The sequence below is a fragment of the Glutamicibacter sp. genome, from assembly GCF_050701915.1.
GTDB lineage: Bacteria > Actinomycetota > Actinomycetes > Actinomycetales > Micrococcaceae > Glutamicibacter.
Genome location: NZ_JBOGEG010000001.1, coordinates 80601 through 107460 on the forward strand (window position 1 = coordinate 80601; position 26860 = coordinate 107460).

General features: G+C 62.8%; 25 protein-coding genes and 1 tRNA gene. 6 read left to right on the top strand and 20 right to left on the bottom strand.

All coding sequences use genetic code 11. From position 1 onward, the window contains the following. Positions 1 to 63: 63 nt before the first annotated feature. On the bottom strand, positions 64 to 1788 hold the full coding sequence (locus tag ACRDT3_RS00375) for an FAD-binding protein (RefSeq protein ID WP_431491068.1): 1725 nt from the start codon (positions 1786 to 1788) through the stop codon (positions 64 to 66). A gap of 78 nt (positions 1789 to 1866) precedes the next feature. Between ACRDT3_RS00375 and ACRDT3_RS00380 the strand changes: the two genes are divergently transcribed. Next, positions 1867 to 2787 (top strand): LysR family transcriptional regulator, encoded by a 921-nt coding sequence (locus ACRDT3_RS00380; protein ID WP_431491069.1) that lies wholly within the window; start codon positions 1867 to 1869, stop codon positions 2785 to 2787. Here ACRDT3_RS00380 and ACRDT3_RS00385 read toward each other — a convergent pair. The 4 genes from ACRDT3_RS00385 to ACRDT3_RS00400 form a co-directional block, all read right to left on the bottom strand. Beyond that, on the bottom strand, positions 2771 to 3397 hold the full coding sequence (locus ACRDT3_RS00385) for a pentapeptide repeat-containing protein (RefSeq protein ID WP_431491070.1): 627 nt from the start codon (positions 3395 to 3397) through the stop codon (positions 2771 to 2773). The genes ACRDT3_RS00380 and ACRDT3_RS00385 overlap by 17 nt on opposite strands. Positions 3398 to 3406: 9 nt before the next feature. Beyond that, entirely contained in the window at positions 3407 to 4411 is a 1005-nt protein-coding gene (locus tag ACRDT3_RS00390) for an epimerase (protein WP_431491071.1), read from the bottom strand. Between the two features lie 7 nt (positions 4412 to 4418). Then, positions 4419 to 5294, bottom strand: a complete 876-nt coding sequence (locus ACRDT3_RS00395) for a VOC family protein (RefSeq protein ID WP_431491072.1) — start codon at positions 5292 to 5294, stop codon at positions 4419 to 4421. 75 nt (positions 5295 to 5369) lie between these two features. Next, positions 5370 to 6218 (bottom strand): SDR family NAD(P)-dependent oxidoreductase, encoded by an 849-nt coding sequence (locus ACRDT3_RS00400; RefSeq protein ID WP_431491073.1) that lies wholly within the window; start codon positions 6216 to 6218, stop codon positions 5370 to 5372. Positions 6219 to 6353: 135 nt separating this feature from the next. Here ACRDT3_RS00400 and ACRDT3_RS00405 point away from each other — a divergent pair, with 135 nt between their 5' ends. From ACRDT3_RS00405 to ACRDT3_RS00415, 3 genes are all read left to right on the top strand, one after another. Continuing rightward, positions 6354 to 6860 carry an Lrp/AsnC family transcriptional regulator gene (locus ACRDT3_RS00405; protein WP_431491074.1) on the top strand — a complete coding sequence of 169 codons (507 nt, stop codon included), beginning with the start codon at positions 6354 to 6356 and terminating at the stop codon, positions 6858 to 6860. 209 nt (positions 6861 to 7069) lie between these two features. Then, complete coding sequence (gene hisC, locus ACRDT3_RS00410; protein ID WP_431491075.1) at positions 7070 to 8134, top strand: histidinol-phosphate transaminase; 1065 nt, start codon at positions 7070 to 7072, stop codon at positions 8132 to 8134. Continuing rightward, entirely contained in the window at positions 8131 to 9507 is a 1377-nt protein-coding gene (locus tag ACRDT3_RS00415; protein ID WP_431491076.1) for an amino acid permease, read from the top strand. Before hisC ends, ACRDT3_RS00415 begins: the two co-directional genes overlap by 4 nt. A 37-nt stretch (positions 9508 to 9544) precedes the next feature. On the opposite strand, the gene ACRDT3_RS00420 is transcribed toward ACRDT3_RS00415, so the two are convergent. From ACRDT3_RS00420 to ACRDT3_RS00490, 15 genes are all read right to left on the bottom strand, one after another. Beyond that, positions 9545 to 10219: a DNA alkylation repair protein gene (locus ACRDT3_RS00420; protein ID WP_431491077.1), complete on the bottom strand. Its 675-nt coding sequence runs from the start codon at positions 10217 to 10219 to the stop codon at positions 9545 to 9547. Positions 10220 to 10234: 15 nt separating this feature from the next. Then, on the bottom strand, positions 10235 to 10852 hold the full coding sequence (locus ACRDT3_RS00425; protein WP_431491078.1) for a GyrI-like domain-containing protein: 618 nt from the start codon (positions 10850 to 10852) through the stop codon (positions 10235 to 10237). 22 nt (positions 10853 to 10874) lie between these two features. Beyond that, positions 10875 to 11894 carry a magnesium and cobalt transport protein CorA gene (locus tag ACRDT3_RS00430; protein ID WP_431491079.1) on the bottom strand — a complete coding sequence of 340 codons (1020 nt, stop codon included), beginning with the start codon at positions 11892 to 11894 and terminating at the stop codon, positions 10875 to 10877. A 179-nt stretch (positions 11895 to 12073) separates the two neighbouring features. Continuing rightward, the gene (locus ACRDT3_RS00435) at positions 12074 to 13813 is read right to left on the bottom strand and encodes an HNH endonuclease signature motif containing protein (protein WP_431491080.1); all 1740 of its coding nucleotides are present in this window, start codon (positions 13811 to 13813) and stop codon (positions 12074 to 12076) included. A 107-nt stretch (positions 13814 to 13920) separates the two neighbouring features. Beyond that, positions 13921 to 13993, bottom strand: a tRNA-Ala gene (locus ACRDT3_RS00440). Positions 13994 to 14065: 72 nt separating this feature from the next. Then, on the bottom strand, positions 14066 to 14446 hold the full coding sequence (gene rsfS, locus ACRDT3_RS00445; protein ID WP_431491081.1) for a ribosome silencing factor: 381 nt from the start codon (positions 14444 to 14446) through the stop codon (positions 14066 to 14068). Positions 14447 to 14503: 57 nt separating this feature from the next. Next, positions 14504 to 15907 (bottom strand): hypothetical protein, encoded by a 1404-nt coding sequence (locus ACRDT3_RS00450; RefSeq protein WP_431491082.1) that lies wholly within the window; start codon positions 15905 to 15907, stop codon positions 14504 to 14506. 82 nt (positions 15908 to 15989) lie between these two features. Beyond that, a complete protein-coding gene (gene nadD, locus ACRDT3_RS00455) occupies positions 15990 to 16595 on the bottom strand; it encodes a nicotinate-nucleotide adenylyltransferase (RefSeq protein ID WP_431491083.1) in 606 nt (201 codons plus the stop codon). A gap of 2 nt (positions 16596 to 16597) precedes the next feature. Continuing rightward, a complete protein-coding gene (locus ACRDT3_RS00460) occupies positions 16598 to 16810 on the bottom strand; it encodes a hypothetical protein (protein WP_431491084.1) in 213 nt (70 codons plus the stop codon). A gap of 118 nt (positions 16811 to 16928) precedes the next feature. Then, entirely contained in the window at positions 16929 to 18215 is a 1287-nt protein-coding gene (locus tag ACRDT3_RS00465; RefSeq protein ID WP_431491085.1) for a glutamate-5-semialdehyde dehydrogenase, read from the bottom strand. 16 nt (positions 18216 to 18231) lie between these two features. Beyond that, positions 18232 to 19389: a glutamate 5-kinase gene (proB, locus tag ACRDT3_RS00470; protein ID WP_431491086.1), complete on the bottom strand. Its 1158-nt coding sequence runs from the start codon at positions 19387 to 19389 to the stop codon at positions 18232 to 18234. A gap of 3 nt (positions 19390 to 19392) precedes the next feature. Next, on the bottom strand, positions 19393 to 20982 hold the full coding sequence (gene obgE / locus ACRDT3_RS00475; RefSeq protein ID WP_431491087.1) for a GTPase ObgE: 1590 nt from the start codon (positions 20980 to 20982) through the stop codon (positions 19393 to 19395). 124 nt (positions 20983 to 21106) lie between these two features. After that, a complete protein-coding gene (rpmA, locus tag ACRDT3_RS00480) occupies positions 21107 to 21361 on the bottom strand; it encodes a 50S ribosomal protein L27 (protein WP_013349162.1) in 255 nt (84 codons plus the stop codon). Positions 21362 to 21409: 48 nt separating this feature from the next. Then, positions 21410 to 21718, bottom strand: coding sequence for a 50S ribosomal protein L21 (gene rplU, locus ACRDT3_RS00485; protein ID WP_013349163.1), 309 nt, complete (start codon positions 21716 to 21718; stop codon positions 21410 to 21412). A 228-nt stretch (positions 21719 to 21946) separates the two neighbouring features. After that, the gene (locus ACRDT3_RS00490) at positions 21947 to 24775 is read right to left on the bottom strand and encodes an Rne/Rng family ribonuclease (protein ID WP_431491377.1); all 2829 of its coding nucleotides are present in this window, start codon (positions 24773 to 24775) and stop codon (positions 21947 to 21949) included. A 606-nt stretch (positions 24776 to 25381) separates the two neighbouring features. Between ACRDT3_RS00490 and ACRDT3_RS00495 the strand changes: the two genes are divergently transcribed. Beyond that, a complete protein-coding gene (locus tag ACRDT3_RS00495) occupies positions 25382 to 26005 on the top strand; it encodes a vitamin K epoxide reductase family protein (RefSeq protein WP_431491088.1) in 624 nt (207 codons plus the stop codon). Positions 26006 to 26270: 265 nt separating this feature from the next. After that, positions 26271 to 26858 (top strand): GNAT family N-acetyltransferase, encoded by a 588-nt coding sequence (locus tag ACRDT3_RS00500; RefSeq protein WP_332489126.1) that lies wholly within the window; start codon positions 26271 to 26273, stop codon positions 26856 to 26858. Positions 26859 to 26860 lie beyond the last annotated feature (2 nt).

Sequence of the window (26860 nt, forward strand, 5' to 3'; positions counted from 1 at the left end):
AACAGCGCCCGCTCGTTCCTCCCGGGCAGCCGGGCGCTGTTTCCATGGGCCGGGCCCGATGCGTCATTCGACCAGTTTGCCCTCCTGGGTGACCTCGGTGATCAGTTCGGCGATCTGCTCGGGAACCGGGGCAATGGCCTGCCGGGTGACGCCCTCGGGCGACCAGATGAGGTTCACCTGCAGCTGCGGATCGGTTAGCGGATAGTCGCTGCGGTTATGGCAGCCGCGGGTTTCCCGGCGCTCCAGGGCCGACTCCAAGGTGGCCCGTGCGGCCAGCACCGAGGACTTCAGGTCGAAAGCGTGGCACAGATCCTGGTATCCGGCGATGTCCGGGTGGATGCCCACCCGCGCCATCCGCGCCTCGACCTCTGCCAGCTTCGCCAGCCCCAGCTTCAACCCCGCTTCCTCGCGCACAACACCGGCATGCTGGGTCATGATGTCGCGGATCGCCCGCTGCAGGGACCGGACATTTTCCTCGCCATCCGCGGCCAGCAGCCGGGCCACTTCCCCGCGCGCCTTCTCGATAGCCGCCTGCGAACGCGGCTGGGAAGTGAGCGAACGCGAATACCGGGCAGCTTCCTGCCCGACGATCCGCCCGAAGACCAGCAGCTCGATCAGCGAGTTGCCGCCCAGCCGATTGGCCCCGTGCAGGCCCGAGGAGGCCTCGCCGATCGCGTACAGGCCGGGGACTTCCGTTTCGTGGGTGAGCGGGTCCACCTGCACCCCGCCCATGGAGTAGTGCGCCGTCGGGGCGATCTCGATCTTCTGCTCGGTGATGTCCAGCATCTGCTCTTCGAGCAGCGTCTGGTAGACCCGGGGCAACCGCTCCATGATGGTGGCCCGGGGCAGGTGCGAGACATCCAGCCAGACCCCGCCCTTGGCGGTGCCTCGCCCGGCGGCGATTTCGGTGTAGGCGGCCAGGGCCACCCGGTCGCGCGTGGACAGTTCCATGCGCTGCGGATCGTAGCGTTCCATGAAGCGTTCGCCCAGGGCATTGGTCAGGATCCCGCCCTCGCCGCGGGCGGCCTCGGAGACCAAGGTCCCGGCCACGGATTCGGGTTCGATGATGCCCGAGGGGTGGAATTGGACGAGCTCGGCATCGCGCAGCCGGGCGCCGGCCTCCACGGCCAGGCGGAAGGCGTCGCCGGTGTTCTCGTCGCGCCGCGAACTGCTGCGCCGCCAGATTCGGGTGTGGCCGCCGGCGGCCAGGATGACCGCGTCAGCATGGATCAGGTACCCGGTGCCGTCGTTGACGTCGAAGCCGTAGGCGCCGAAGATCCGCCCGTCGGCGACCAGCAGCTCGGTGATGTAGACCGAGTCCAGGATCGGGATCCGCAGCTGGCCAGCCCGGCGGACCAGGGTGCGCTGGATTTCCAGCCCGGTGTAGTCCCCGGCGAAGGCGGTGCGCCGGAACTTGTGGGCGCCGAAGAAGCGCTGGGAGATCCGGCCGTCGGTTTCGCGGGCGAAGTTCATGCCGTAGCGTTCCAGGTCCTCGATGCCGCGGGCCGCGCCCTGGGCGACGATCTGGACGGTGCGCGGATCGGCCAGGTAGTAGCTTTCCTTGATGGTGTCCGCCGCATGCTGCTGCCAGCTGTCCTCGGCGTCCATCGTGCCCAGTGCGGCGTTGATGCCGCCGGCGGCCAGCGCGGTGTGCGCGTCATGGCGCGGGCGCTTACCCACGGCCAGCACGTCGGTGCCCGATTCCGCCAGTTCGATCGCCGCGCGCAGGCCGGAACCGCCGGTGCCGATGACCAGTACGGAGGTGGATATCTGCTTTTCGTTTCTCATGGTTTCCAGCATCGTCCCGCGCCCAGAATACGTCCAATGAATTATTGGCATGATGTTGATAGCAGTAGGCTATGCACCATGAATCTAGAGCAATTGCGCGGCTTCACCGCCATCGCCGAAGTGGGGCACTTCACCCGGGCCGCCGAGCAGCTGCACCTGACCCAGCCATCGCTCAGCCGGCAGATCGCCACGCTGGAACAGGAACTGGGCTCCGAGCTGTTCCACCGGGCCCGCGGCAACATCACGCTCACCGCCGCCGGGCAGGCATTGCTGCCCCGCGCGCGCCGGATGCTGGCCGATGAGGAATCCATCCGCACCGAGATGGCCGACCTGGCCGGGCTGCACCGCGGGCGGGTACGCCTGGGCGCCCCGCCTACACTGTGCGTGTCGCTGGTCGCCGAGGCGCTATCCATCTTCCGCACCCGCTACCCCGGGGTGCAACTGCAGATTTTCGAAGCTGGCTCGCACAAGCTGCTGGAGCAGCTGGACGGCGGCGCACTGGATCTGGCGCTCATTGTGACCTCGGAGCATGCGGTGAACGACAAGCATCTGGAGAACCTGCCGCTGCTCGAAGAGGAATTGGTGGTCATCGACTCGCTGGAGCACCCGCACCTGGCCGGCGAAGAACTTGATTTGCGGGCGTTGGCTCCGGTGCCCCAGCTGGCCTTCTCGCACAGCTACGACCTGCGCGCCAGCACCGCCCTGGCCTACAAGAACGCCGGCCTGGTACCGAATATCGTCGTGGAAGGCGGGGAAATGGACGCGGTGCTGCGCTTCGTGCACCGCGGGCTCGGAGTGGCCGTGGTTCCGGCGACGGTGGCGCTGGACGCCCCGGGAGTGCGCTCCATTGCCTTGCGTGAACCGCTGGCCCGGACCATCGGGCTGGCGCACCGGCGCGATGTCTCGTTGACCCGCGCCGCTGCGGCCATGGCGCAGCTGCTGGCAGAAACCGCCCAGCAGCTGGCCGCCGGCCACGGGCAAATCAACTCCCTAGCTTGATCCCCAGGTGGCTGGCCATTGCCTCCGCCAGCAGGCCCAACTGCAGCGAACTGATCCGCGCGCCGCGCAACCCGTCGACCCCTTCCACCTGGGCGAAGTCCAGCCCCTGCAGGTCGACCTCGCGCAGTTGCGCACCGGCACCGGTAATTTGCCCGGCCCGTGAATCGACGAAGCCCAGGCGCTGGATCTGCCCGCCCAGGTCGATCTCCTCGAATTGGCAATTGCGGAAGAGCACATCGCGCACCGTCGCACCGCGCAAATTCAGCCAGCCGAACTTGCAGTTCTCGAATACCACGCCATCGAGCTGGGCCTCGGCGAAATCCGCAGAACCGAAGCGGCTGTGGTTGACCCGCACATCGTTGAGGAACGCACCAGCGGCTTGCAGGGCGGGAGACCCGGCTTGCTCGAGTTCGCACTGGATCAGCCGGGCGTTGCGCAATGCCTCGATCTGCACGGAGCTGAAACGGCATTCCTCCAGCCGCGCGTCATCGGCCACCAGCGGTTCATCGAAATCCCTGAAGTGCAGCAGTTCAACGTAGTCATCGCCCAGATCCCCGCGGTAGCCAAGGGCCAGCTCGGGCAGGGTGAAGCGGCGGATCTTTGGTGCCAATGCGCGTCCTTAAAGTACTTGTTTTCCAGCCAGGTTCCCGGCAACATCATCCAGCGCCGCATCCAGGTGCGGCCAGCGGAACTCGTACCCGGTTCCATGCAGCACCCCGGGCAGCGCCCAGCGGGACTTGAGCAGCATTTCCGGTTCCACGCGCAGCACGAACATGGCTGGTTCCAACATCCAACGATACGCGGGCAACCCGAATTTCGCGCCGGTGGCGCGGCGCAGCGAGGCCATCAGCGCCCGGTTGGTGACCGGGTTCGGCGAGCTGAGGTTGACCGGGCCGGTGATTTCGGGGTGATCGATGATATGCCCGATCGCGCCGATCGCATCATCCACGTGGATCCAGCTGAAGCGCTGGTTCCCGCGCGTGCGGTGCCAGCCGCTGCGTTCGGCTCCGCTCGGGTCTGCGCCGATGCCGCGGTAGCGCCGATGCGCTGGCCACCAGCTATCGTGCTGCGCCCCGCCCATTCCGAGCCGCGCGATGGCAAGCAGCTTGCGCGTGGCCGGGCCGTCCCCGAGCACGATCGCCATGCGCAGGGCGACACGGCGCGTGGGCATCTCGCCGCGGAAGAACTCGCGTTCCCAGCTGCGCGCCACATCCACCGAAAACCCTTCGCCGATCCGGCCATCGGCCTCGGTGTTCGGCGCATCCATGCTGTGCCGGTAGATGGTCGCGGTGGATGCATTCAGCCACAGCGCCGGCGTATCAGCCGCCCGGGACACCGCTTCGTGCAGCGCGCGGGTCGTGTCCACGCGCGAGGCGAGGATCTCGTTGCGGGCCGCTTCGTGATAGCGGCAGCCGACATTCTTCCCGGCCAGATTGACCAGCAGCTGTGCACCATCGACGAGTGCCGCCAGGGCCGGGCCATCGCCCCACTGCGCATCCGCGGTACGGCCGCGGCCGATTACCGCCACCTGGTATCCGGCCCCGCGCAGCTGCGCGAGCAGCCGTTCGCCGATGAACCCGCCGGCTCCTGCCACTACCGCCCGCCGTACAGCGCTATGCATCATTTCCCCGCTAGAAGTCGTTGATCACCAGTTTCTTCATCTTCAGCATATGCTCGAAAGCACCGGGACGCTCCATCAGCTCGCCCATGTTCGAGGGCACGATCTGCCAGCTGACCCCGAATTTGTCGGTCAGCCAGCCGCAGGCTTCGGCTTCAGGCACCGCGGACAGCGCCTCCCAGACGCGGTCTATCTCCGCCTGGCCGTCGCATGGCCACTCCAGCGAGACGCCGGGGGTGAAGGTGAAATCCTGCGGCACGGCCGAATCCATGGCCGCAACGCAATCCTCGCCGAGGGTGAATTGGGCGTACATCAGCGCTTCGGCGGTAGCCACTTCGGTCGGCTCCCCGTACGGGAAGGCGCTGTCCAGTTTTGCGCCGAGCACCTGGCCGTAGTACTCGATGGCCTCGACCGCGCGGTTCTGGGCCGCACCGCCGAACATCAGCGCGGGAATCACCGAAGCGCGCGGTTCAACGGGCTCGTCGGATTCCATCAGCTGCCAGGAGACGCCGTACTTGTCGTTCACCCAGCCGTAGCGCGCGCTGAACGGGTAGGTGTCCAGCGGCATCAGCGCGGTGCCGCCTTCCAGCAGCGCGGCCCAGGTGGCATCGAGGGACTCGCGCTGGTCGGCGTTGAAGGCCAGGATGATCGAGATCGCCGGATTGGGCATGAATTCCTGGCCCGCGTTGATCAGCGTGATCTTGGTTCCGCGCACCCACAGCGAAACGGTCAGCGCCTTGCCGGCGAAGGGTTCCTGGAATTCGAGCAGGCCCTCGGTGGGATAGCGCGATTCGACTTCGGTTCTTGCCTCCGGCAAGGCGCGGGCATAGAACTCCCCCGCTTCCTCGGCAGTGCCTTGCATCCATAGATTGACGGTGAGCTTTTGCATGACGGTCCTCCTAGTTGGGCGATGCTCCAAAGCTACCCCGGAGGGCCGTCCAGCGACAGATGGGTCAGCGAACTTTCAGCCCCGATTCACCTGCTCGTCCCGCGCCGTTCGCCCGGTGAACTCGTCCATCGAGTGGTACACGCCGATGACCTTGCCGGCCACGAAATCCCAGGCCGGTCGCGGCAGCACGCCGCGCAGCAGCTGGCCCAGCTTGCTGGTCCACGGCATCAGCACCAGCGGTGTGCCTGCGAGCATAGCCCGCCACGCGCGGTCCACCACGACTTCCGGCTCCAGGATCGGGGTCAGCAGCATCGACTTGGCGCCTGCGAACATGCCGGTGCTGATATACGTCGGGCAAATGGTGCTCACGGCGATCTGGTCGTTGTCCTCCAGCTCCAGCCGCAGCGAATCGCTGAAGGACAGGGCCGCGGCCTTGGACGCCGCGTAGACGCTCATATTCGGGTTGGACACCAGCGCCGCCGCCGAGGCCATGGTCAGCACCCGGCCCTTGCCCCGACGCCCCAGCTGCGGAAGCAGGGCGTGGGTCAAGTACATCGGGGCCAGCGCATTGACCTGCATGGTCGCGGTGATCTGCGCCGTGCGGTGCTTCTCGAAGGAGGCGCCGGTGACCACCCCGGCGTTGTTGACCAGCACGTCGACTCCCCCGCTCTCAACCGCGATGGCTGCGTAGCGCTGGATTTGCCCCTGATCGGCAAGGTCCACCACATAGGCGTCGACATGGCCGCCCAGCCTGCGCAACTTTTCAGCGGCCGCATCGAGTTTCACTGCGTCGATATCCCAGATGACCACCCGCGCGGCACCTTCGATGCAGGCTTGCTTGGCGAACAGCAAGCCCATCCCCTGCGCCGCCCCGGTGACGAGAACGTGCAAACCAGCTACAGATTGAAGACGAGCCTTGCCCATGCGTGTACTCCTTGAGGTTCCGAGTGGCACCAGCCTAGCCTGTGGCGCGGCTAACAGTTGGGCCATTTTCATCGAGTGCGCCCAGTATTCACCGCTAGCCTTGGAGCATAGGACCGACTCGTCGAAAGGACGACCGTGCGCATTGACCGCCTGGACGCGGATTTGATCGAACTGCTCACCGAATCACCGATGCTGCCGGTGATGGAGTGCGCCCGTCGCCTGGGTGTTGCCCGCGGCACGATCAGCAGCCGGCTGGCCCGGCTCCACGAGGCCGGTGTCATCCAAGGAATCATCCCGCGGATCAAGCCTGCGGGTTTCGGATACACGCTGGTCGCGTTCTGCCAGGTGGAGATCATCCAGCGCTATGGGCATGATCCGGTGGCGACCGCGCTGGAAGAATCCATCCCGGAAATCCTCGACATGTACACCGTGACCGGCAGCTCGGATTTGCAACTGCGCGTGGTGGCCCGGACCCCCGAGGACCTGCAGGCGATCTTCAACCGGATCAACAAGGTGCCCGGTGTGGCAAGGACCTCTTCGTCCTTCGCCTTGCACGAGCATTTCCAGGGAAGGACGCTGCCGCTGGTTGCCGCGTGCGCTAGAGCCGAGGGCGAAGTGGAAAAGACTGCGCAGATTGACTAGTAAAATGGGTTGATTGGCGGCGAACGCTATACAGCCTGCATAGAAACAGGGGTTGCGATTGCGCCGGCAGATTCATTCAACCTACAGTCGATGCTTGTGAATCGCGACACGCGAGGATATGAGCAGGGCCACCGCTGACCACGCACTACGGCTTTGTCATAAGAACGATTGCCGACCTCGTGCAGCTCTGGCAGTCAGAGAGGAAACTCATGACCCTTCACCAGCGCCCCTCCTTGCAGGAAGTGCCCGCTTACAAGCAGGGCAAGCCCGCAGCCGCTGGAGCCTCGAAACTCTCATCCAATGAGTCACCGCATGCGCCCTTGCCCTCGGTGCTGGCCAGCATCCAGGACGGCTTGGCGAACATCCACCGCTACCCGAGCATTGCGGCGCCTGAACTGACCGGTGCCCTCAGCTCGCAGTTCGGCATCCCGGCCGAGCACATCACCTTGGGGGCGGGCTCGGTCGAGGTCGCGGCCCAGATCATCCACGCCATGGCCGCCGAAGGCGATGAGGTCATGTATGCATGGCGCTCCTTCGAGGCTTACCCATCGCTGGTGCGCATCGCCGGCGCCACCCCGGTCGAGGTGCCGCTGGATGCCGATAGCCGCCACGATCTGCCAGCGATGCTGGCCGCGATCACCGAGAAGACCCGGCTGGTCTTCATCTGCAACCCGAACAACCCGACCGGAACCGTCGTCCAGGCCCAGGCGCTGGACGAGTTCATCAACGCGGTGCCGCGCAACGTGCTGGTGGTCGTCGACGAAGCCTACGTGCACTTCGACCGTTCGGCCGTGCGGGCAGATGGCATCGAGCTGTTCCGCAAGTACCCGCATGTGGCCGTGCTGCACACCTTCTCCAAGGCCTACGGACTGGCTGGCTTGCGTGTGGGATACGCGATCAGCCCGCTGGAGGTTGCAGAAAACCTGCGCAAGGTCGCCGTGCCATTCGGCGTCTCCGACCTGGCCCAGCGCGCTGCGGTTGCCTCGCTGGCCGCCATCGACGAGCTGTCGGTCCGCATCGAGGAAGTCGTCGCCCAACGCGAACGGATGCACGACGGCTTGGCCGCCGCCGGATACCCGGTAGTGAAGTCGCAGGCGAATTTCGTCTGGGTGGATGCCGGCGAGGCAACCGTGGAGCTTGAAGCCAAGCTGGCTGCCGGCGGCGTGGTGGTTCGCGCCTTCCCGGGTGACGGACTGCGGATCTCTTCGGGCACCGAGGAAGATATCGACCGTGTGCTCGCCGCCCTGCCAGCCGTTCAGGAGGCCACCGCGTGAGCGCAGTCAAAGCCCCCGAGCAGCTGCATACCGGGCTGACCCAGCGCCAGATCTCCATGATGGGCCTGGGCGGCGCGATTGGTGCGGGCTTGTTCGTCGGCTCCGGCCAGGCGATCTCCATCGCCGGTCCGGCCGTGCTGGTCTCCTACCTGATCGCCGGCACCGTGATCATCGTGATCATGGCGATGCTTGCCGAGATGGTAGCCGCTAACCCGTCTTCGGGTGCGTTCTCGACCTTCGCCGGCCAAGCCATGGGCCGCAGCGCCGGGTCCACCCTGGGCTGGCTGTACTGGATCCAGCTGGTCGTGGTGATCGCCGCCGAAGCAACCGGAGCCGCTGCCATTACCGCAGCCTGGGTTCCCTCTTTCCCCCAGTGGGCGTGGGTGCTCAGCTTCGTGGTCGTCCTCACCGGGGCGAATCTGCTCGGCGTACGCAACTACGGCCGTTTCGAGTACTGGTTCGCCGTGATCAAGGTGGCTGCGATCATCGCATTCCTGGTCTTCGGCGTCTTGGTGCTGGCCCACGTGATACCTACTCCTGAACCAGTTGGCTTCGCTAACCTGGCCGCCCATGGCGGCTTCGCCCCCGGTGGCATGGCTGGCATTGCCGCCGCAGTGCTGATCGTGATCTTCTCCTTCGGCGGCACCGAAGTCGTCTCGATCGCGGCCGCCGAGTCCAAGGACCCGGCCGGCAACATCAAGCGCGTGGTCAAGTCCGTGATGATGCGCATCTTGTTCTTCTACCTCGGCTCGATCCTGGTGATCGTCGCCCTGGTGCCCTGGAATAACCCGGCGATCGTTGACGGTCCGTTTGCGGCAGCACTGGATGTCATGCACATTCCGGGCGTGGGCTTCTTGATGAACGCCGTTGTCGTGGTTGCCTTGCTTTCAGCGATGAATGCGAATATCTACGGTTCCTCGCGCATGCTGTACTCGCTGGGACAGCGCAAGCTCGCCCCGAGCGCCGTCACCCATGTGACCGGCAAGGGCGTGCCATCGAAGTCCGTGATCGCCTCCGTGGCCTTCTCGTTCCTGGCTGTGGGCCTGAATTGGATCTGGCCCGAGGCGGTGATGCCGATCTTGCTGAACGTAGTGGGCTCGACCATCATCTTCATCTGGGCGTTCATTGCAGTGACGCAGCTGATTCTGCGTCGCCGTGCGGACCGCGATGGCGGGCATCTGCCGCTGCGCCTGTGGGGTTTCCCGGGCCTGTCGATCGCGACGATCGTCGTCTTGGCCGCGATTGTCGCAATCGCGATGACCGATCCCTCTGCACGCACCCAGCTGCTGCTCACCGGCGGGCTGACCGCCGTGATCTGGGTGATCTCCAAGATCGCGTTGCGCGACAAGATTCCAGAAGCAGTGGACGCCTGATAAGCTCCCGGAAGCCTAGGTCCAGCAATTGCTGGACCTAGGCTTTTCTTTTGGCCATTTCGGTAATCCAGATGGGAGCGAATGGGGAAATGCACCCGGCTGAGGTCGGGTAATCCGCCAGCACCTGCAAGGACTCGCCGATGGCCAGGGCACGCGGGCGCAGCCGCTCATGCTCGATGCCGATTTGCGCCAGCGTCGTATTCATCGCCCACTGCAGGCGCTCCGGAGCAGCAGGCATCCGCGCTTCGATCGTGTCCAGCAATTGCTCCAAGTCCAGGTGCTCCGGGGCTTTGGCCACCTGGTGCGCGGTCAATTCCCAGGCGGCCGCCCGTTGCACCGGATCGGAATCCACCATAAGCGCCAAGCGGAGCTCTTCGAGCAGCTTGGACTTCTTGACGATGTAGCTCAGGAACCAGGCCTGGACCTTGGGAGTGGTGGCATCCTTGCTCCAAGCCAGCAACTGGTCCAGGGTAAAGCTGCGCGGTTTGGCGATCAGCAGCGCGACCAGCCGGGTCGCGGTATCGCCTGTAGCCCAGAGCTCGTCGGCAAGCTCTTGGTTGCTCTTCAACGCCTTGGCCAGGGCCCTTAGCTTGCCCAGGTTCACTCCGAAGTCATCGCCGTGTTTCTCATTGACCGCCCGGTGCTTGGGGTCTTCAAGTTCGGCCTGGGCCTGCTGCACGTCGGCAACGGTACTCTGTGGTGTCAGTTCCATCTGTTTCTCCTCTTGCTAGAGCGGCTCAACGGGTTGGCGCAGGATCGTGCGAAGCTTCTCTGGTGCCACCTTGCGTGGGTCACCAAGGTAGATTTCGTGGTGCTTGCCAGTCATGCGCAACCCATGCCCGGGAATGAATTCGTGATGCATCGCGGCTAGGATTTCGGCTTCGGCATCGTAGGGGCCAATGTGCAGCGTCTGCACGCATTGGCCTTCAGCGAGCGTCTCGAACCGGATGCGCCCAGGGCATGGCAACGGCTTCTTTGCTTGGGCAGTTTCCAGAGCCGTCGCGTAGTCGTCCTCGTTGATCCATGCTGGGACCATCAGCATCATCGTCCAGCGCCATTTTGCCTTATCCCGCCGTTCGGTAAAGACTGCCATGTCCTCGGCCCACCACAGGCCCTCCAAGGGCGGGACAACATAGTCGCGTCCCTGGGCCTTGCTCGCAAATTTGAGCTTGTAGGCCAACGGATACAGGGTCTGCAGGGCTTGTTGATACGAGTCGCTGGTGTTCGGATCGCCGGCTCCCTCGATCATCAGGTACTGTGCCGCTGGCACCTGCAAGACACGGAATTCCCCTGCCTTCGACCGGTACCGTTCCAGCGACTTCTTGAAATCAATCTTCTCCGACAACGTTTCGCCTGAAGCCTTCCAACTAGAACCACTTACGCCATTTGAATACACCATATAGGGCGGCCGCAAAGCCAAGCATGAGGCAGACCGCCACCGGATAGCCGAATGACCAGTGAAGTTCTGGCATGTTATCGAAGTTCATCCCGTAAACCGCTGCGATCAGCGTCGGGGCAAATAGGATGGCAGCCCAGCCCGAAATCTTCTTCATGTCCTCGTTCTGGCGCTGTGCCACGAGGGTGGAGTTCACGCTCAAGATCTGCGATAGCGCATCCCGGTATTCCACGGCTTGGGTATGCGCCCGAGTGAGGTGGTCGGTGACATCCTGAAGGTAGGTTTCCAGCTCGTCGGGCACCGGGTACTTCTTGAATCCGGCATCGAGCGATTGCACGACTTCCAGCAACGACGCGGTCGCGTGCTGCATGTCGATGACTTCTTGGCTCAACCGGTAGATGCGCTCGGTGACCGCAGCATCGCCGCTGAAGACTTGCCGCTCGATCTGTTCCTTGTCGATTCCCAGCCCGTGAAGCACCGGTACGTACCCGTCAACGATCTCATCCAGGATCCGGTACAGCACGGCCTCGGCACCCAGGCGGAGCAGCTGCGGGTCTTTGAGCAGCACCTGGTCCTTGCGCAGAGTGCCGCTCCTGATGGATTCGACGAACTCCTCCCCGTCGGTACCATCGATCCACCGGTGGTCCTGGCAAAGCACCGCCACAGCGCCCTTGCGCACCAGGATGTGAAACTCGGAGAGCTCGACTTCTTCGGTTTCGTCGAGATACAGGGCGGAACGAACAACTAGCAGCAGCACCTCGCCGTAGCGTTCGAGTTTCGGCCGCTGGCGCGCATGGACGAGGTCTTCGACGAGCACCGGGTGCAATTCCCACGCTTCGGTGAGCTCTTGAATGTCAGCTTCATCCGGGGTGGGATACAAAGAAAGCGCGATGCGCTGGGACCCGGATTGGCCGAAGGCCAGGGCTTCGGCAGCACTCGTACCTTCCGGAGCGGATTCGACGTTGCCATCGTCAATATAACGGACAATCATCGATGTATGCTTCGACTGCTGGGTACCGAAAAATGGTCGGGAATTCGCAGCCCGGCGTTGAACACGTGACATTTTGCTCCTGAATGATCTTCGTTCATTCAAGTATGGCAAGTCCGGCGTGCATTTCGGCGTTGATAAGTTCCCCGGCTTTTCGGATGCTGGTTCCTGCCGCCAGGAACCTATGGGTCGACGATTTCTACCTCCAGCTCCCCGGCACGCCATTTTGCTGTCGTCTCATCAGCCAACGCTTCGGCTTCCAATGCCTCTGCCGGCGTCATGAAGTATGTATTGATCCGCAATCTTTGCTCGGGGTCCAATTCCGGTGAAAGCAGTACCATCGGCCTGCAATCCTGGATCTTCACCGCATGGAACAATCCGCAATGACGGGCCGTGTGGTGGATCAGGCAACTCAAACCCGCAAACTTGATATCCGTTCGTCCACCCTTTTCCCAGGCGTCCAGATGGTCAATTTCGCACCGTTCGGAGGGCATGCTGCAGCCGGGATAGGAACAGCCCCGGTAAGCTGCCCGAATTGCACGGCGTTGGGCCTTGGAATACAGCCGTTGCGTTCGGCCCAGGTCAAGAGGCAGGCTCTTGCCGTTCAGCACCACCGGATAAAGACCGGCATGGCACAGCGCTGCCCTGGCTTCGCCGGGCGATAGCTGAATTCCCGAAGTGGTAACCGCGAAGTCCGTCGCCTGCTCCAGCATCCGCTCGTAATTCAGGATGATGCTCACCTGCGGGGTAGCTAGTCCTGGTTGCCTATGCGGTGGGCTTGCGGTTCGATCGCTCATCAGCAGGGCCATGAGTCCGACGAGCCGTCGGCGTTCAGGTTTCAGGTCTTCCCACGGGGCCGAAGCGGAGGATGATGCCGGATCCGCTTCATCTTCCGGTGGGCTTCCGTGCTCATCAAAGGTTCCGGTGGCAGCTGCATCACCTGCGTGCGTGGACTCGGGTGCTGCGGTGTCCGCTTGTGCATCGTCGGCATCGACTTGTGCACCGCCAGCATCGGCCTGAGCCCAGTCGGGCATGGACTGCTCGTGGTCCCAGTCACTGGCCTGTCCACCGGTGAACTGCGCTTCGGCATCTTTCAGGCCCTCGCGGTTGCCCGCCACCGTAGCCGGGTTGTCCAATGTGGCGAAGAACGCCTCGATGTAGGCAGCTTGGGAGGGCAGTGCCTTGACCACGTACTCGATGAGGCCTTGGCGAAGTCCCTTCTTGAAAATGCCGATGCTATCCAGCAGTGCCTTGATCGGACGCTTGCCAGCCTTGACTTGGGCCACCATATCGCTGATGTGTTTTCGAGCTGACTTGGGCTCGGCATGCATGAACGTCAATGATTCGCGTTCAAGCTGTGCCTTCTTCGCTAGCGCCGGTGCACCCTCGCCCAGATCCTTGCGTGCCGAATGCAGTTTCATGCTGGCCGCAATGAGCAACCGCGGGTCGGTCGTGGGATTGTTGAACTCAGTGGCAAGTTCCGGCAGCCACGGGGGTGTTTGTTGCCCTGTTTCATCGACGCCACCAAGCAGGCAGTCAGCAAGGATGAGCCGTTCGCTGGCGGTGCCACGTGGGATATCCAGCCAGTCATGCATCAATCCACGCGCGTTTCTGAAGTGGGTGCGACCGGTAATGGTGTGGCCGGCCGCGTCCTGGATGTTCTGCAGCGTCGGGTGCTCGCTGGCTTCGCCGATGGCCTGGAATGAAGCTTGGTCGAGCTTGTGGGCGCCGGAGCTGCGCAGCGCGTGCGCTGCGTGAACCTGGGCCCGCGAAATTTGCTGGGCGGTGCGCTCGGTGAATCGGGCGAAGCAGGCGGCGTGGCCGGCGGGAAGATTGCCCGCAGAAAGCACAGCGGTGGCTGAGGCGATGAGCTCGGAGGCTTGAACGAGCTGCAGAAGCGCTTGTGCGGTATCGGCGGTCATGAATACAGCTTGCACTGAATGGACCGGCTGGATACGTGGGTTCAGACGGCCTGTGGAAAACAAAAAACCTAAGATCCGGGCTAACCGGATCTTAGGATTTTAATTTGTGGAGGTAAGGGGATTCGAACCCCTGACCTTCTGCATGCCATGCAGACGCGCTACCAACTGCGCCATACCCCCAAAAGGATTGCTGCCCTGATCAGGCAACTCCATAATCATAGATGACTACCTGATCAGGATGCAAATTGAGGGTTACTTCTGGTTTTCAGAAAGTTCCTCAGGCAGCTCGATGACTGGGCAGTCGGCCCATAGGCGTTCGAGCGCGTAGAAGATGCGGTCTTCTTGGTGCTGAACGTGGATGACTACGTCGCCGTAGTCCAGCAGGACCCAGCGGCCCTGGCCGAATCCTTCACGGCGGATCGGGCGCATGCTGTACTCGTCGAGCACCTCAGCGACGATTTCGTCGACGATTGCGTTCACCTGAGGTTCTGACCCACCAGAGACAATCAAGAAAGCGTCGGTGACGCCCAAGCGGTCGGCAACGTCCAGCGCGACCATATTTTCTGCCATCTTTTCGGAAGCCGCGTGCGCGGCAACCTTCACGAGGGCGATTGATTCTGCGTGTGCTCCCATAGAGTGGGGTGTCTCCTTATAGAGGTGTAGATCGAGAACCTAATTGTCCTACGAAAACTAGTTGCCAAGCAACATGATCAAGCCAGCAATCAATGCGGCACCGCCCACGCTGAGGGCGACAATCATCGCGATCAGCATGTTATTGGCGCGGCGAAGGCCGTGAGCCTGCACGTCAAGTGGCTGCAAGCCCTGTGCGTTGACCGCGTCGATGCGAGGCATGTCGACGTCCGCGGCCGGTTGGGCAGTGTGGGATTTAGCATTCTGATTTGCCGGCGCCTTTGGCGCTGGCTTGGCAGCTGGTTTTGCAACTGGCTTGGCCGCAGGCTGGGCGGGAGCCTTCGCAGCGGGCTTGGGCGCCGGCTTGGCCATTGGCTTCTTGGCTGCGGGTGCCGCTAGGTCCTTCTTGGAGCTGGGCTTGCCGCCGGCGTTGAAGTCAAGCGAAACACTCTGGGTCTTGGGGCCCTGCACGCCGGTCTTGGCGATGCGGTCCTCGACCTCGCGAATGTTGCCCATGGCGCCAGTGAAAGGATCGGAGGACTTATCATCCTTGCCCTGGTTGGCATTCTGTATGCGCAGGCGTTCGCGTTCCGCGGCACGGCGGGAAATGATGGCCGCGCGGGCTGCCATTTCACGCTGGTGGGCGAGAACTTCGAGATCGATCTCGGAGTCGTCCTCCCCCAGCAGGTTTGGATCAACCGGAGTCTTGGGCGCGTGGGCGCGGCGGGCGGCCAGGGCCTGCTCGACGCTCATGACCGTAGTCTCCGGGGCGTCTTCCTTTGGTGCAGGCTTCTTGGCGGCAGCGGCCTTCGGCTCGGTTTTGCCCTGATCTGCCAACGCCTGGAGGCGCAGTTGACGGCGAGTAAGCGGCTTAGGTTCTTCCGCCGGGGCAACAGTTGGAATGTTGGTGGTCAGCGCGCCGACTTCTTCTTCCAGGCGACGACGCTCGCGCAACGCCTCGCGGTCACGGGCGCGACGCAACGATGCGCGTTCACCCAGTGCCTCTTCGGCCAGTGGTGCGCTAGCAGCCTTGGCAGCAGGCTTTGCGCTTGGAGCCTTGGCTGGCGCGTCAGCAGGCTTGGCCGCTTCTGGCTTAGCACTTGCAGCCTTGGCTGGCGCTTGAGCAGGCTTGGCCGCTTCTGGCTTGGCACTTGCAGCCTTGGCTGGCGCTTGAGCAGGCTTGGCCGCTTCTGGCTTAGCACTTGCGTCCTTGGCTGCAGGCTTGGCCGACTGCGGCTTGGCCGAGACTGGTTTTGCTGGCTCTGCCTTGGGTGCCGGCTTGGCCTTTGGGGTCGCGTCAGATTTTACTGGCTTCGCCGAACCTTCGGCCTTGTCCGCGCTCTTCGACGCGAGCTCCTTGGCTGCCTGTTCGGCCTTGCTGTTTGCCAGCAATGCTTCCATCTCGGCACGTCGTTTTTCGCGCAGAGCTCGCCTGCTTGAAACCGGCTGCGAGTTATCGCTCATCCTGAAACTTCTCCCGACCGCATAGACAAATACCGTCACCCTTACCTAGAGATTATGCCGTGCTACCCCACCTTATGTGAGGTTACGACTCGGTATACAGCCCATATTTTGCAATGTACTGCACCACACCGTCCGGCACAAGATACCAAACCGGCTTATCGGCGGCGACACGCTCCCGGCAATCGGTGGAGGAAATTGCCAGTGCTGGAATTTCCAATTGCGAGACATTGTCGCGACCCAGGTCCGCGATGACGTAACCAGGACGGCTCACGCCCACGAAATGGGCGAGGTCGAAGACCTGGTCGATGTCGCGCCAACTCATGATCTGGCTCATCGCGTCGGCACCGGTAATGAAGAAGAGCTCCGCTTCCGGGCGCAGCGCGCGCAGATCGAGCAAGGTGTCACGCGTGTAGGTGGCGCCTTCGCGGTCGACGTCGACACGGCTTACGGTGAAGCGCGGGTTCGACGCAGTGGCGATCACGGTCATCAGGTAGCGGTGCTCGGCGCTGGTGACCTGGCGATCGGCCTTCTGCCATGGCTGGCCGGTGGGTACGAAAACGACCTCATCCAGGTCGTACTCGGCGGCTACCTCGCTGGCAGCGACCAAGTGGCCATTGTGGATGGGGTCAAAAGTACCGCCCATCACGCCGAGGCGCAATGGGCGGTCTTGAGGCTTTTGCTCTGCCAAGACTAGTGGCTATGTGGTACGTGAGTCTTGAACTGGCGGTGGGTGTCCTCTGGTTCAGGCTTGGCGTCGTGGCGGTTACCTACGTTGGTGTAGGAAACGGTGATCAGCAGCAGGACCATCAGTGCTGCGAAGATGCCACCACCGACGATCACAGCGAAAGTGTGAGGATCCATGCCGGTGGAAGCGGCTTCCGAAGCCAAAATCAGCGCGTTCAAGATAATTCTCCAGTCGTTTTCACGAGTTCGCTAAGCCAGCAACCTGGGCGGCTGGATCAGTAGCTCGAAAAGTAACGGTACGTTTCTTCTACATCGTACCGAAAAGGGCGGTCAGAAACTATTTGCGAATGTGCCCGTCGCCCTGGACGATCCACTTGGTCGTGGTCAGTTCGGCCAGGCCCATCGGGCCGCGAGCGTGCATCTTCTGGGTTGAGATGCCAACTTCTGCGCCCAGGCCCAGCTGCCCGCCGTCGGTGAAGCGGGTCGAGGCGTTGACAATCACCGCGGCCGAGTCGATCTCCGCCACGAACTGCTCGGAAGCAGCCAGCGAGGACGTGACAATCGCCTCGGTATGCCCGGTGGAGTAGGCGCGGATGTGCTCCAGCGCCTGGTCCATGCCATCGACGACCTTCACGGCGATGTCCAGGTCCAGGTACTCGTTGCTCCAGTCCTCCTCCCCCGCCGGGATGGTCGGCAGCTGCGGAACCAGTGCGGCGGCACGATCGTCCGTGTGCAATCTCACGCCGGCTGCGGCTAGGGCCTGCAGCACTGCCGGGGCCACGGAGGCATCCTTGTGGACCAGCAGGGTCTCGACGGTGTTGCATACGCTGGGGCGGTGGGTTTTCGCGTTGAGCAGGATATCCATGGCCATTTCTTCTTCGGCGCTCGCGTCGAGGAAGATGTGCACATTGCCTTCGCCGGTTTCGATCACCGGGACCTTGGCGGTGGTGACCACGCGCTGGATCAGTTCGCGGCCGCCACGCGGGATGAGCACGTCGATCTTTCCGCGCGCGCCCATCATGGCGTCGGCCCCGGCGCGGCCGAATTCGTCGACCGAGATCACGATGTCGCGGGGCAGGGAGACGGATTCCAGCGCGTCGCGGATCACCGCGACCAGCGCCTGGTTGGAGTTCAGCGCGGCCGAGCCGCCTCGCAGCAGCACCGAGTTGCCGCTCTTGAGCGCCAGGCCGGCGATGTCCACCGTGACGTTCGGACGTGCTTCGTAGATGGTGCCGATGACGCCCAGCGGGACGTTGACCTGGCGCATGCGCAGGCCGTTGGGCAGGGTTTCGCCGCGCACTACGCGACCGACCGGGTCGGGCAGGCCAGCGAGTTCATGCAGCGCGGAAATCAGGCCGTCGATGCGCTTGTCATCAAGCTTCAGCCGGTCCAGCAGGGCTTCGGAGGTGCCATTGGCGCGGCCGGAGTCCAGGTCCTTTTCGTTGGCGCGCAGGATCATCGAACGGTTCTGGTCGATGCGCGAAGCCATGGCCGCAAGGGCGCGGTCTTTCCAGTCGCGGTTGGCGCGCTTGAGGATCCTCGAAGCGCGGCGTGCACGATCGGCTAGCTGATGGACCGAGGTGGTGACGTCGGTGCTCGTTTCTTCGGTGTTTACGGCGTCCATACTCATGCTCCTCATTCTAGAAAATGGGTTCGATCAAAGCCAGATCATCGACATGCACTACTGACCTGTCGTAACCTGCGCCCAGTTCTTCAACCAGATCTGCGGTGTTGTGCCCGAGCATCTCGGGTAGTTCGTGGGAGCTGAAGTTCACCAGCCCACGAGCGAATGGTGCTCCCTCGGCGTCGCAGATTTCGACGGCGTCGCCGGCTTCGAATTCTCCGCGGACGGCGGTAATGCCGGCTGCCAGCAGCGAGTTGGTGCCACGGGCGATCGCCTTGACCGCACCGGCGTCCAGGATCAGCTTGCCTTCGATGGAGGCCAGGTAGGCCAGCCAGACGTCGCGGGCCGAGCGGCGGGAGTTGCGGGCGGCGAACCAGGTACCCACATCCTGTCCGCGCAGCGCCTTGGCCGCATTGTCGGTGCTGGTCACCAGGGTAGGAATGCCTGCCGAGGAGCTGAGGGTCGCGGCATCGACCTTGGTGATCATGCCGCCGGTGCCCACTCCGGCGGCCCCCGGGGTGCCCAGGTCCACTGCTTCGAGCTCGTCTGGGTGCTCGATGGTGGTGATGCGGCTGCCGCCGTCATCCGGGTGCGCATCGTAGACCGAGTCCACGTCGGAGAAGAGCAGCAGCGCGTCGGCCTTGACCAGGTGGGCCACCAGCGAGGCCAGCCGGTCGTTGTCGCCGAAGCGGATCTCGCGGGTGGCTACCGCGTCGTTTTCGTTCACGATTGGCAGCACGCCCAGGTTCAGCAGGCGAATCAGGGAGCGCAGTGCGTTGGTGTAGGAAGAGCGGCGCATCAGGTCGTCTGCGGTGAGCAGCACCTGGCCCACGCGCTGGTCGTACTCGTCGAAAAGCTTGGTGTACTGCGCCAGCAGCAGGCCCTGGCCAACGGCCGCGGCGGCCTGCTGGGTGGCAAGGTCCTTGGGACGCTTGGCCAACCCGAGCGGGGCCAGGCCGGCGGCGATGGCGCCGGAGGAAACGAGGATGATCTCGGTACCGTTGTTCACGGTTTCAGCGAGAGTGTCCACCAGGAACTTCAACCGCTCGTGGGATATCCCGCCGCTAACCGTGGTCAGCGAGCTGGATCCTACCTTGACCACTAGCCGCTTGGCTTGCGGCAGCTGGTGGGGTGAGGTAATAGCTGAAATTGTCTTGGTGGCGCTTTCACTCATACTTTAATTTTCCTCCTGGGTTGCCTTTGGTTCAGCAGTCTTCCGCCCGTACTTGGAGTCCACGGATTCGGTCCAGATGCCGGCCTTGCGTTCGGCTTCCAGCTCGGCGCGGGCCTCGGCCTTGGCCGCCTTGCGCTCTTCGTGCTCGGAGCGCTTTTCCTCGCGGGTCTTGCGATCGCCGCGATCTTCGAGGCGGATGTCTTCACCGCGTCGGCTGCCGCCGAGCAGTTCGGCACCGGCAGCCATGGTTGGCTCCCAGTCGAAGACTACTGCGTTGTCTTCTGCGCCGATGATTACCGCGTCCCCTGGCTTGGCGCCGGCCTTGAACAGCTGGTTCTCGATTCCCAGCTTGGCCAGGCGGTCGGCCAGGTAGCCTACGGCTTCATCGTTGCGGAAGTCGGTCTGCATGATCCAGCGTTCCGGCTTTTCACCGATGACCCGCCACATTGGCTCAAAGTTCTGCTCCTCGCGGCGGATGGTGAATTCGGCCCGCTTGGTAGTACGCGGACGGATCACAGGCACCTCGACTACTGGGGCTTCAACAACCTGTTCGGCTCGGGCCTGTTCTACCAATTCAGCCATAGCGAAGGACAAATCGCGCAATCCATTACGCGAGAGCGCGGAGATCTCGAAGACGCGGTAGCCGCGTTTCTCCAATTCAGGGCGAACGAATTGGGCCATGTCGGCGCCGTCTGGCATGTCGACCTTGTTCAGCGCGATCAGCTTCGGGCGTTCGATCAGCGGCACGATGGTGCCGTCGGTGCCGGCGAAGGTGGAGTCCGCCTCGTAGTTGGCCAGCTCGGCCTCGATGGTGTCCAGGTCGCTGATCGGATCGCGGTCCGCTTCCAGCGAGGCGCAGTCCAGCACGTGCACGATGGCGGCACAGCGCTCAACGTGGCGCAGGAACTCGTGGCCCAGTCCCTTGCCTTCGGAGGCTCCAGGAATCAGGCCAGGCACGTCGGCGACGGTGAAGCGGGTTTCGCCCGCTTCGACGACACCCAGGTTGGGCACCAGGGTGGTGAACGGGTAGTCGGCGATCTTCGGGCGTGCCGCGGACACGGCGGCGATCAGCGAGGATTTGCCGGCCGATGGGTAGCCCACCAGTGCGATATCCGCCATGGACTTCAGCTCCAGGACAATATCCTGGCCGGTGCCGGGAATGCCCAGCAATGCGAAGCCCGGGGCCTTGCGCTTATCCGAGGCGATGGACGCATTGCCCAGGCCTCCCATGCCGCCTACCGCGGCGATGTATTCATCGCCCGGCTTGACCAGGTCGCCGAGGATGTCGCCGTCCTTGGTCTTGATGACGGTGCCGGCCGGTACGCCGAGGACCAGGTCCTCGCCGCTCTTGCCCGGGTGCAGCCCGCCCTTGCCCGGTTCGCCGTTGCCGGCCTTGCGGTGCGGCAGGTGGTGGAAGTCCAGCAGCGTGGTGACCTGGGGGTCAACGCGCAGGATGATGTCCCCGCCCTTGCCGCCGTTGCCGCCGTCGGGACCGCCAAGCGGCTTGAACTTCTCACGCTTGATGGACACACAACCGTGGCCACCATTACCTGCGGTGACATGAAGGGTTACGCGATCAACGAATGCAGCCACGGGGCCATCTTCTCCTAGTACGGGGTTGCGAGGGATACTCGCTTAAAAGTCTAACTATGCACGCAAGGGGCGGACCGAAATCGGCCCACCCCTTGTGTACTAAAAAATTTGCCTGATGCCTGAATTAGGCAGCAGCCACAATGTTCACCACGCGGCGACCACGACGGGTGCCGAACTCGACTGCGCCAGCAGCCAATGCGAACAGGGTGTCATCCTTGCCACGGCCTACGCCGGCGCCTGGGTGGAAGTGGGTGCCACGCTGGCGAACGATGATTTCGCCTGCCTTGACTTCCTGTCCACCATAGCGCTTTACGCCTAGGTACTGTGCGTTGGAATCGCGACCGTTGCGAGTGGAACTCGCACCTTTCTTATGTGCCATGCCTTTTAGCCTCTTTCGCTACAAAAATGGATTCTACGATTGCCTGAATTAGGCGATCGAGGTGACCTTGACCTTGGTCAGAGCGGCACGGAAGCCCTGGCGCTTCTTGTAACCGGTCTTGTTCTTGTACTTCTGGATTACGATCTTCTCGCCGCGAAGGTTTTCTACAACCTCAGCGGTGACCGTGACCTTAGCCAGATCGGCAGCTGCGGAAGTTACCTTCTCGCCATCTACCAACAGCAAAGCTGGAAGCTCGATGGAGCTACCTGGGGCAGCCTGAAGACGGTCAACGGTGATGAGGTCTCCAACGGAAACCTTCTCCTGGTGGCCGCCTGCGCGGACAATTGCGTACACCACGTGGGTACTCACTTCTACTCGACGTTTATTGTCTTACCGGCGCAGATATCGACCCGAACACCCACAAAGTGGATGCGATCCCGGGGATCTCATGCGCTTGTGCCTTGACGCCGAGCGGACCAAAAGTCCGTGATCTTGGCGTTTAGCACCGATGAACTAGATTACGCTAGTCCACACCGCTGGAGCAAATAGAAACTGCCCCAGCGAGGGAAGCGTGATCAAGTTCATCTATTTCAGTTCGCGTACTGGAACACCCACACCGAACATTACCGGTTGCCCGGAAGGCTCAGCTGGCTTATCTTTCTGCGAACCGGAGGCATCCATCTGAACTACCGAACCGGTAGCGGCGGATACCTCTGCCACGAGAACCTCTGCAGTCGCATCGCCCTGGACCGAGGTGGCCCGACGACTGCGACGCTTTGGCTTCGTGGAATTCTGTGGGGCTGCCGCAGTGGCGGCAGCCGGGGCGGGAGCCACGGCGCTGCTGGTCTCAGCGGCCGCAGGAGCGCTGGCAGCAGGCATGGCCAGGCCGGTGAGTACCGGCTGGTCCTGCTGTGCCACGTCCTGTGGACGCGAAGCCCGGCGCGAACGCTTGCGAGGCTGCTCTTCGGACTTCGGTGCGGCAACAGGTTCAGGAGCAGCTTGCTGTTCCTGGTTGGCCTGTGCAGCCTCGTTGCCCGAAGCGCTCTCCTCGGACTGGTTGCGGCTGCGCCCACGGGAGCGTGAACGGCGGCGCGGCTTGCGGCCGCCGTCTTGCTCGTCGCTGGACTCTTCCTTGCCCGGCAAGGCCGCTTCCAGGGCTTCCAGCGTAACCGAAGCCTCGGGGTCCTGCGAAGGCACCGCGGACTTGGTCACAGGAATCTGTTCACCCTCGATGCTCACTGCGTTTTCAGCAGCGGCATCCAGGTGCGAGGCGGCGGCAATGCTGGCCAGGGCGTTGCGGGTGGCTTCGTCCTTCTCCCCTGCTACCGGCTCCTGCTTCTCAACTGGCTTCAGCTCGTCCTTCTCGCCGCCACGACGGCGACGGGAGTTGCGGCTTGGCTTGTCATTGAACTTCTTGCTGTGCGCTTCGCCTTGCGAGTTGAAGGTCTTGCGCGATTCAACCGGTTCCTCGTGGGTGATGAAGCCAGCACCAGCACAGTGCTCGCACTCTTCACCGAAGACTTCGAGCAGGCCGGTGCCCATGCGCTTGCGCGTCATCTGGACCAGGCCCAGCGAGGTCACTTCGGCAACCTGGTGCTTGGTCCGGTCGCGGCCCAGGCACTCCACCAGTCGGCGCAGCACCAGATCGCGGTTGGATTCCAGGACCATGTCGATGAAGTCGATGACAATGATGCCGCCGATGTCACGCAGGCGCAGCTGGCGGACCACTTCTTCGGCCGCTTCCAGGTTGTTCTTGGTCACGGTCTCTTCGAGGTTGCCGCCCGAGCCAGTGAACTTGCCGGTGTTCACGTCGATGACGGTCATCGCTTCGGTGCGGTCGATGACCAGCGAACCGCCCGATGGCAGGAAGACCTTGCGGTCCAGCGCCTTGGCGATCTGCTCGTCCACACGGAAGTTGGCGAAGATGTCCTCTTCGGCGTCCCACTTCTCCAGGCGGCCCATCAGATCCGGCGCCACGTACATGACGTAGGCCTCGATGGTGTCCCAGGCGTGGTCGCCGGAGACGATCAGCTTGGTGAAGTCCTCATTGAAGACGTCGCGGACCACCTTGATGGTCAGGTCAGGTTCCGAGTACAGCAGTTCTGGAGCCAGGGTCTTGGTGGAGTTGGCCTGCTCTTCGATGCCTTCCCACTGCGCACGCAGCCGGTTGATATCGTTGGTCAGCTCTTCCTCGGAAGCCCCTTCGGCGGCGGTACGCACGATGACGCCCGCGTTTTCCGGCAGGTGGTCCTTCAGGATCTTCTTCAGGCGCTGGCGCTCCACATCCGGGAGCTTGCGCGAGATGCCGGTCATCGAACCACCTGGCACGTAGACCAGGTAGCGGCCGGGCAGGGAAATCTGGCTGGTCAGGCGGGCGCCCTTATGGCCTACCGGGTCCTTGGTGACCTGCACCAGGACCGAGTCGCCGGCCTTCAAGGCGTTCTCGATGCGGCGTGGCGCGCCTTCGAGCGCAGCTACGTCCCAGTTCACTTCGCCTGCGTACAGCACGGCGTTGCGGCCGCGTCCGATATCCACGAAAGCAGCTTCCATGGATGGCAGCACATTCTGCACCTTGCCGACGTACACGTTGCCGATCAGCGAATCCTGCTGGGTCTTGGAAACGAAGTGCTCTGCAAGCACGCCGTCTTCCAGCACGCCGATCTGGATGCGGTCCTCGCGCTGGCGCACGATCATCTTGCGCTCAACGGACTCGCGGCGGGCCAAGAACTCGGCCTCGGTGATCACCTGGCGGCGGCGACCGGTTTCACGCGATTCGCGGCGGCGCTGGCGCTTGGCTTCCAGCCGGGTGGAACCGCGCACCGAAGCGACCTTGTTGTTGACCGAGCTGTGGCTTTCGATGCTGCCACGCGGGGCGCGCACACGGGTGACGGTGTTTGGCGGATCATCCTGCGATCCGCCCTCAAGTTCCAGATCCACTTCTCCACGGCGACGGCGGCGTCGACGGCGCGAGGTCACGTCATCGGCATCGGCGTCTGCATTGGAATCTGCGGCAGCGGCGCGGCGAGCGGGTTCCTGCTTCTTCGCGACGGCCTGAGCCAGGACTGCCTGGGCGGTTTCCGGCACGGCGAAGGGATTCAAGATCATGGTGCTGCCGTGTTCGGCCAACAGCATGCCGGTCTGGTCAACGTCGTTGGCAACCTCAACCGCGGCAGTTTCCTGCTCGGCTGGTGCAGCGATTTCAGGGCTCTGCTCCTGGACGTCTTCCTGCTTGGCAGCGGCGAGCTCGACGGCCTCGTCATTCGCGGTATTGCGTGCTGCCTGGGCCCGGCGTTCCGCCTGGCGGCTGGCCCGCTTGGTGGAATCAGGGGTGGAAATCTGGGTGCGGCGGGTGGCCCGCCAGCGGTATGGGCTTTCTTCGACACCGGCTGCGGCATTGAGTTCGGCCAAGGTCATGGCGCGACGCAGTGGCCGCGCGGGTGTGGTTGAAACACTGGTACGGCGGGCTCGTGTTGAACGGTCGCCCCGCTTATTACCTTGTGTTCCGCCCTTTCGTTGATTTGCTGCGCTCATTTAATTTCGCGTACTCCTACTATGTCCCGCTCCGGCATCCTCCACAGACGGCGCCGTTGCTGAAACTACAATCATCACGTGTCGCTTGGCCTACTTATCTTCCAGTAGGCCGGACACAAAAGCTCGCTATTTTCCGCGGGTTCGACGCTGGTCCAAATTTCTGAACCAGGCGCAAATCCTGCGGATCAACGTGGCCTAAGAAAACCGGCTGCTTTCCTTTGCAGCCCTACGATCCGCGGTATTCCCCCGGGAGGCGCACATATTGGGCACTCAACCGAAGCGATGCATCGCCTGTCGATCTGTTGTTTCAAAAGTCTGTCGTCGGGTTGAAAGCAGACTGTGGATCCGCGAACAACCATTCCCATTCTCTCATATTTCGTTCACGCCTTGTTCATTGCTTCTCACCAGATGCACAGAAATGCTTCTTAGGATGAAAAAGCCCGCGGCGGGATAACCCGCTTTCCTATGAACTTATGGAATAGTCAAAACATGGTTTCATCACAAGAAAATAGCCACGGCTCGGGCGTGTTGCCCTGGTGGGCTAAGGAACGCGGCTTCGGGCTGTTCATCGTCATTACCGGATTGATCTCTTGGCTCGCCGCCGGAATTCTGGTTTTGGAACGCTTGGAGCTGTACAAGAACCCCGACTACATCACCAGTTGCGACCTTAATCCCTGGATATCTTGTGGCACCGTGATGAAATCAGAGCAAGCAGGCATCTTCGGATTCCCCAATCCCTTCTTCGGGATCGTTTGCTTCGCGGTTGTTATCGCCATTGGCTTCGCACTGCTCGCCGGCGCAACCAACCTGAAGCGCTGGTTCTGGCTGTGCTTCCAGTTGGGCGTCACCGCGGCGATGGGCTTGGTGATCTGGTTCTGGTCCCAGGCCCTCTATGAAATCAACGCACTGTGCCCGTACTGCATGGTCGTGTGGGCCATGACGATTCCGTTGTTCGTGTTCACAACCGCACGCAATGTGCTTACCGGCGTAATTCCTGCTGGCGCCGGCGTGAAGAAGTTCTTCGCCGAGTGGAGCTGGATCATTACCGCCGTCATCTGGGCACTCGTTGCCGCGTCGGTCATCCTGCGTTTCCCGCTCGCCTTCTTCGGCTAGAGCTCGACTTCGTTGCCTACCTGCGGGGCCGCTACTTCGGTAGCGGCCCCGCAGTGTTGTTCCTGGCATTCCCCCAGCACCGCCGCCAATCAGCTGGCGTCCGGCACGTGTGCCACGGTTTGTTGCGCGTTGGCGCGTCGGCTTGCGCTAGCACATCCCAATTCCGCCTTCGATCAGTGCCAAAACGATCATCGGCAGCACCGGGAAAGGTTCGCCATCAACGATTTTCCGGATACTGCTCGGCTAGACCCGGTAGATTGGAAGCATGGCAAGTGACATATGGAACACAGAAAATGCCCAAGACTACGGAATCAACCTGCTGATTTCCGAACACCTTCGGCTCCGTGAACTACAAGAGGAAGATCTTGCATTCCTCACCCAATGGTGGAATAGCCCAGAATTCATGGCCCTGCAGGGCAACTTGGTACTTCCCCACCCGATCACCGAAGCCGCAGAACTCTTCAAATCGCGCAGCGTCAACCGTGGCACCACCGACGGCGTGGGACTTTCCATCACGCTTCCCGATGACACGCTGATCGGGCACACCGCTTTGTACGACTACAACGCGCCAGCTCGTTCCGCAGAGTTGATGATCATGATCGGCGGTTCAAATGTGGGCCAGGGCTACGGCACCATGGCCACCAAGATGATCATCGATTACGGCTTCCGCGAGATGGGCTTGAACCGCATCGGCTTGAACGCCTGGGCGTACAACGAGCGCGCGCTGCGCACGTTCAACCGTGCAGGATTCCGCGAAGAGGGCCGGGTGCGCCAGGCTGGATTCCACGATGGCTCATTCCACGACAAGATCATCATGGGCCTGCTGGCCAAGGAGTACTTCAACGCCAAATAGTC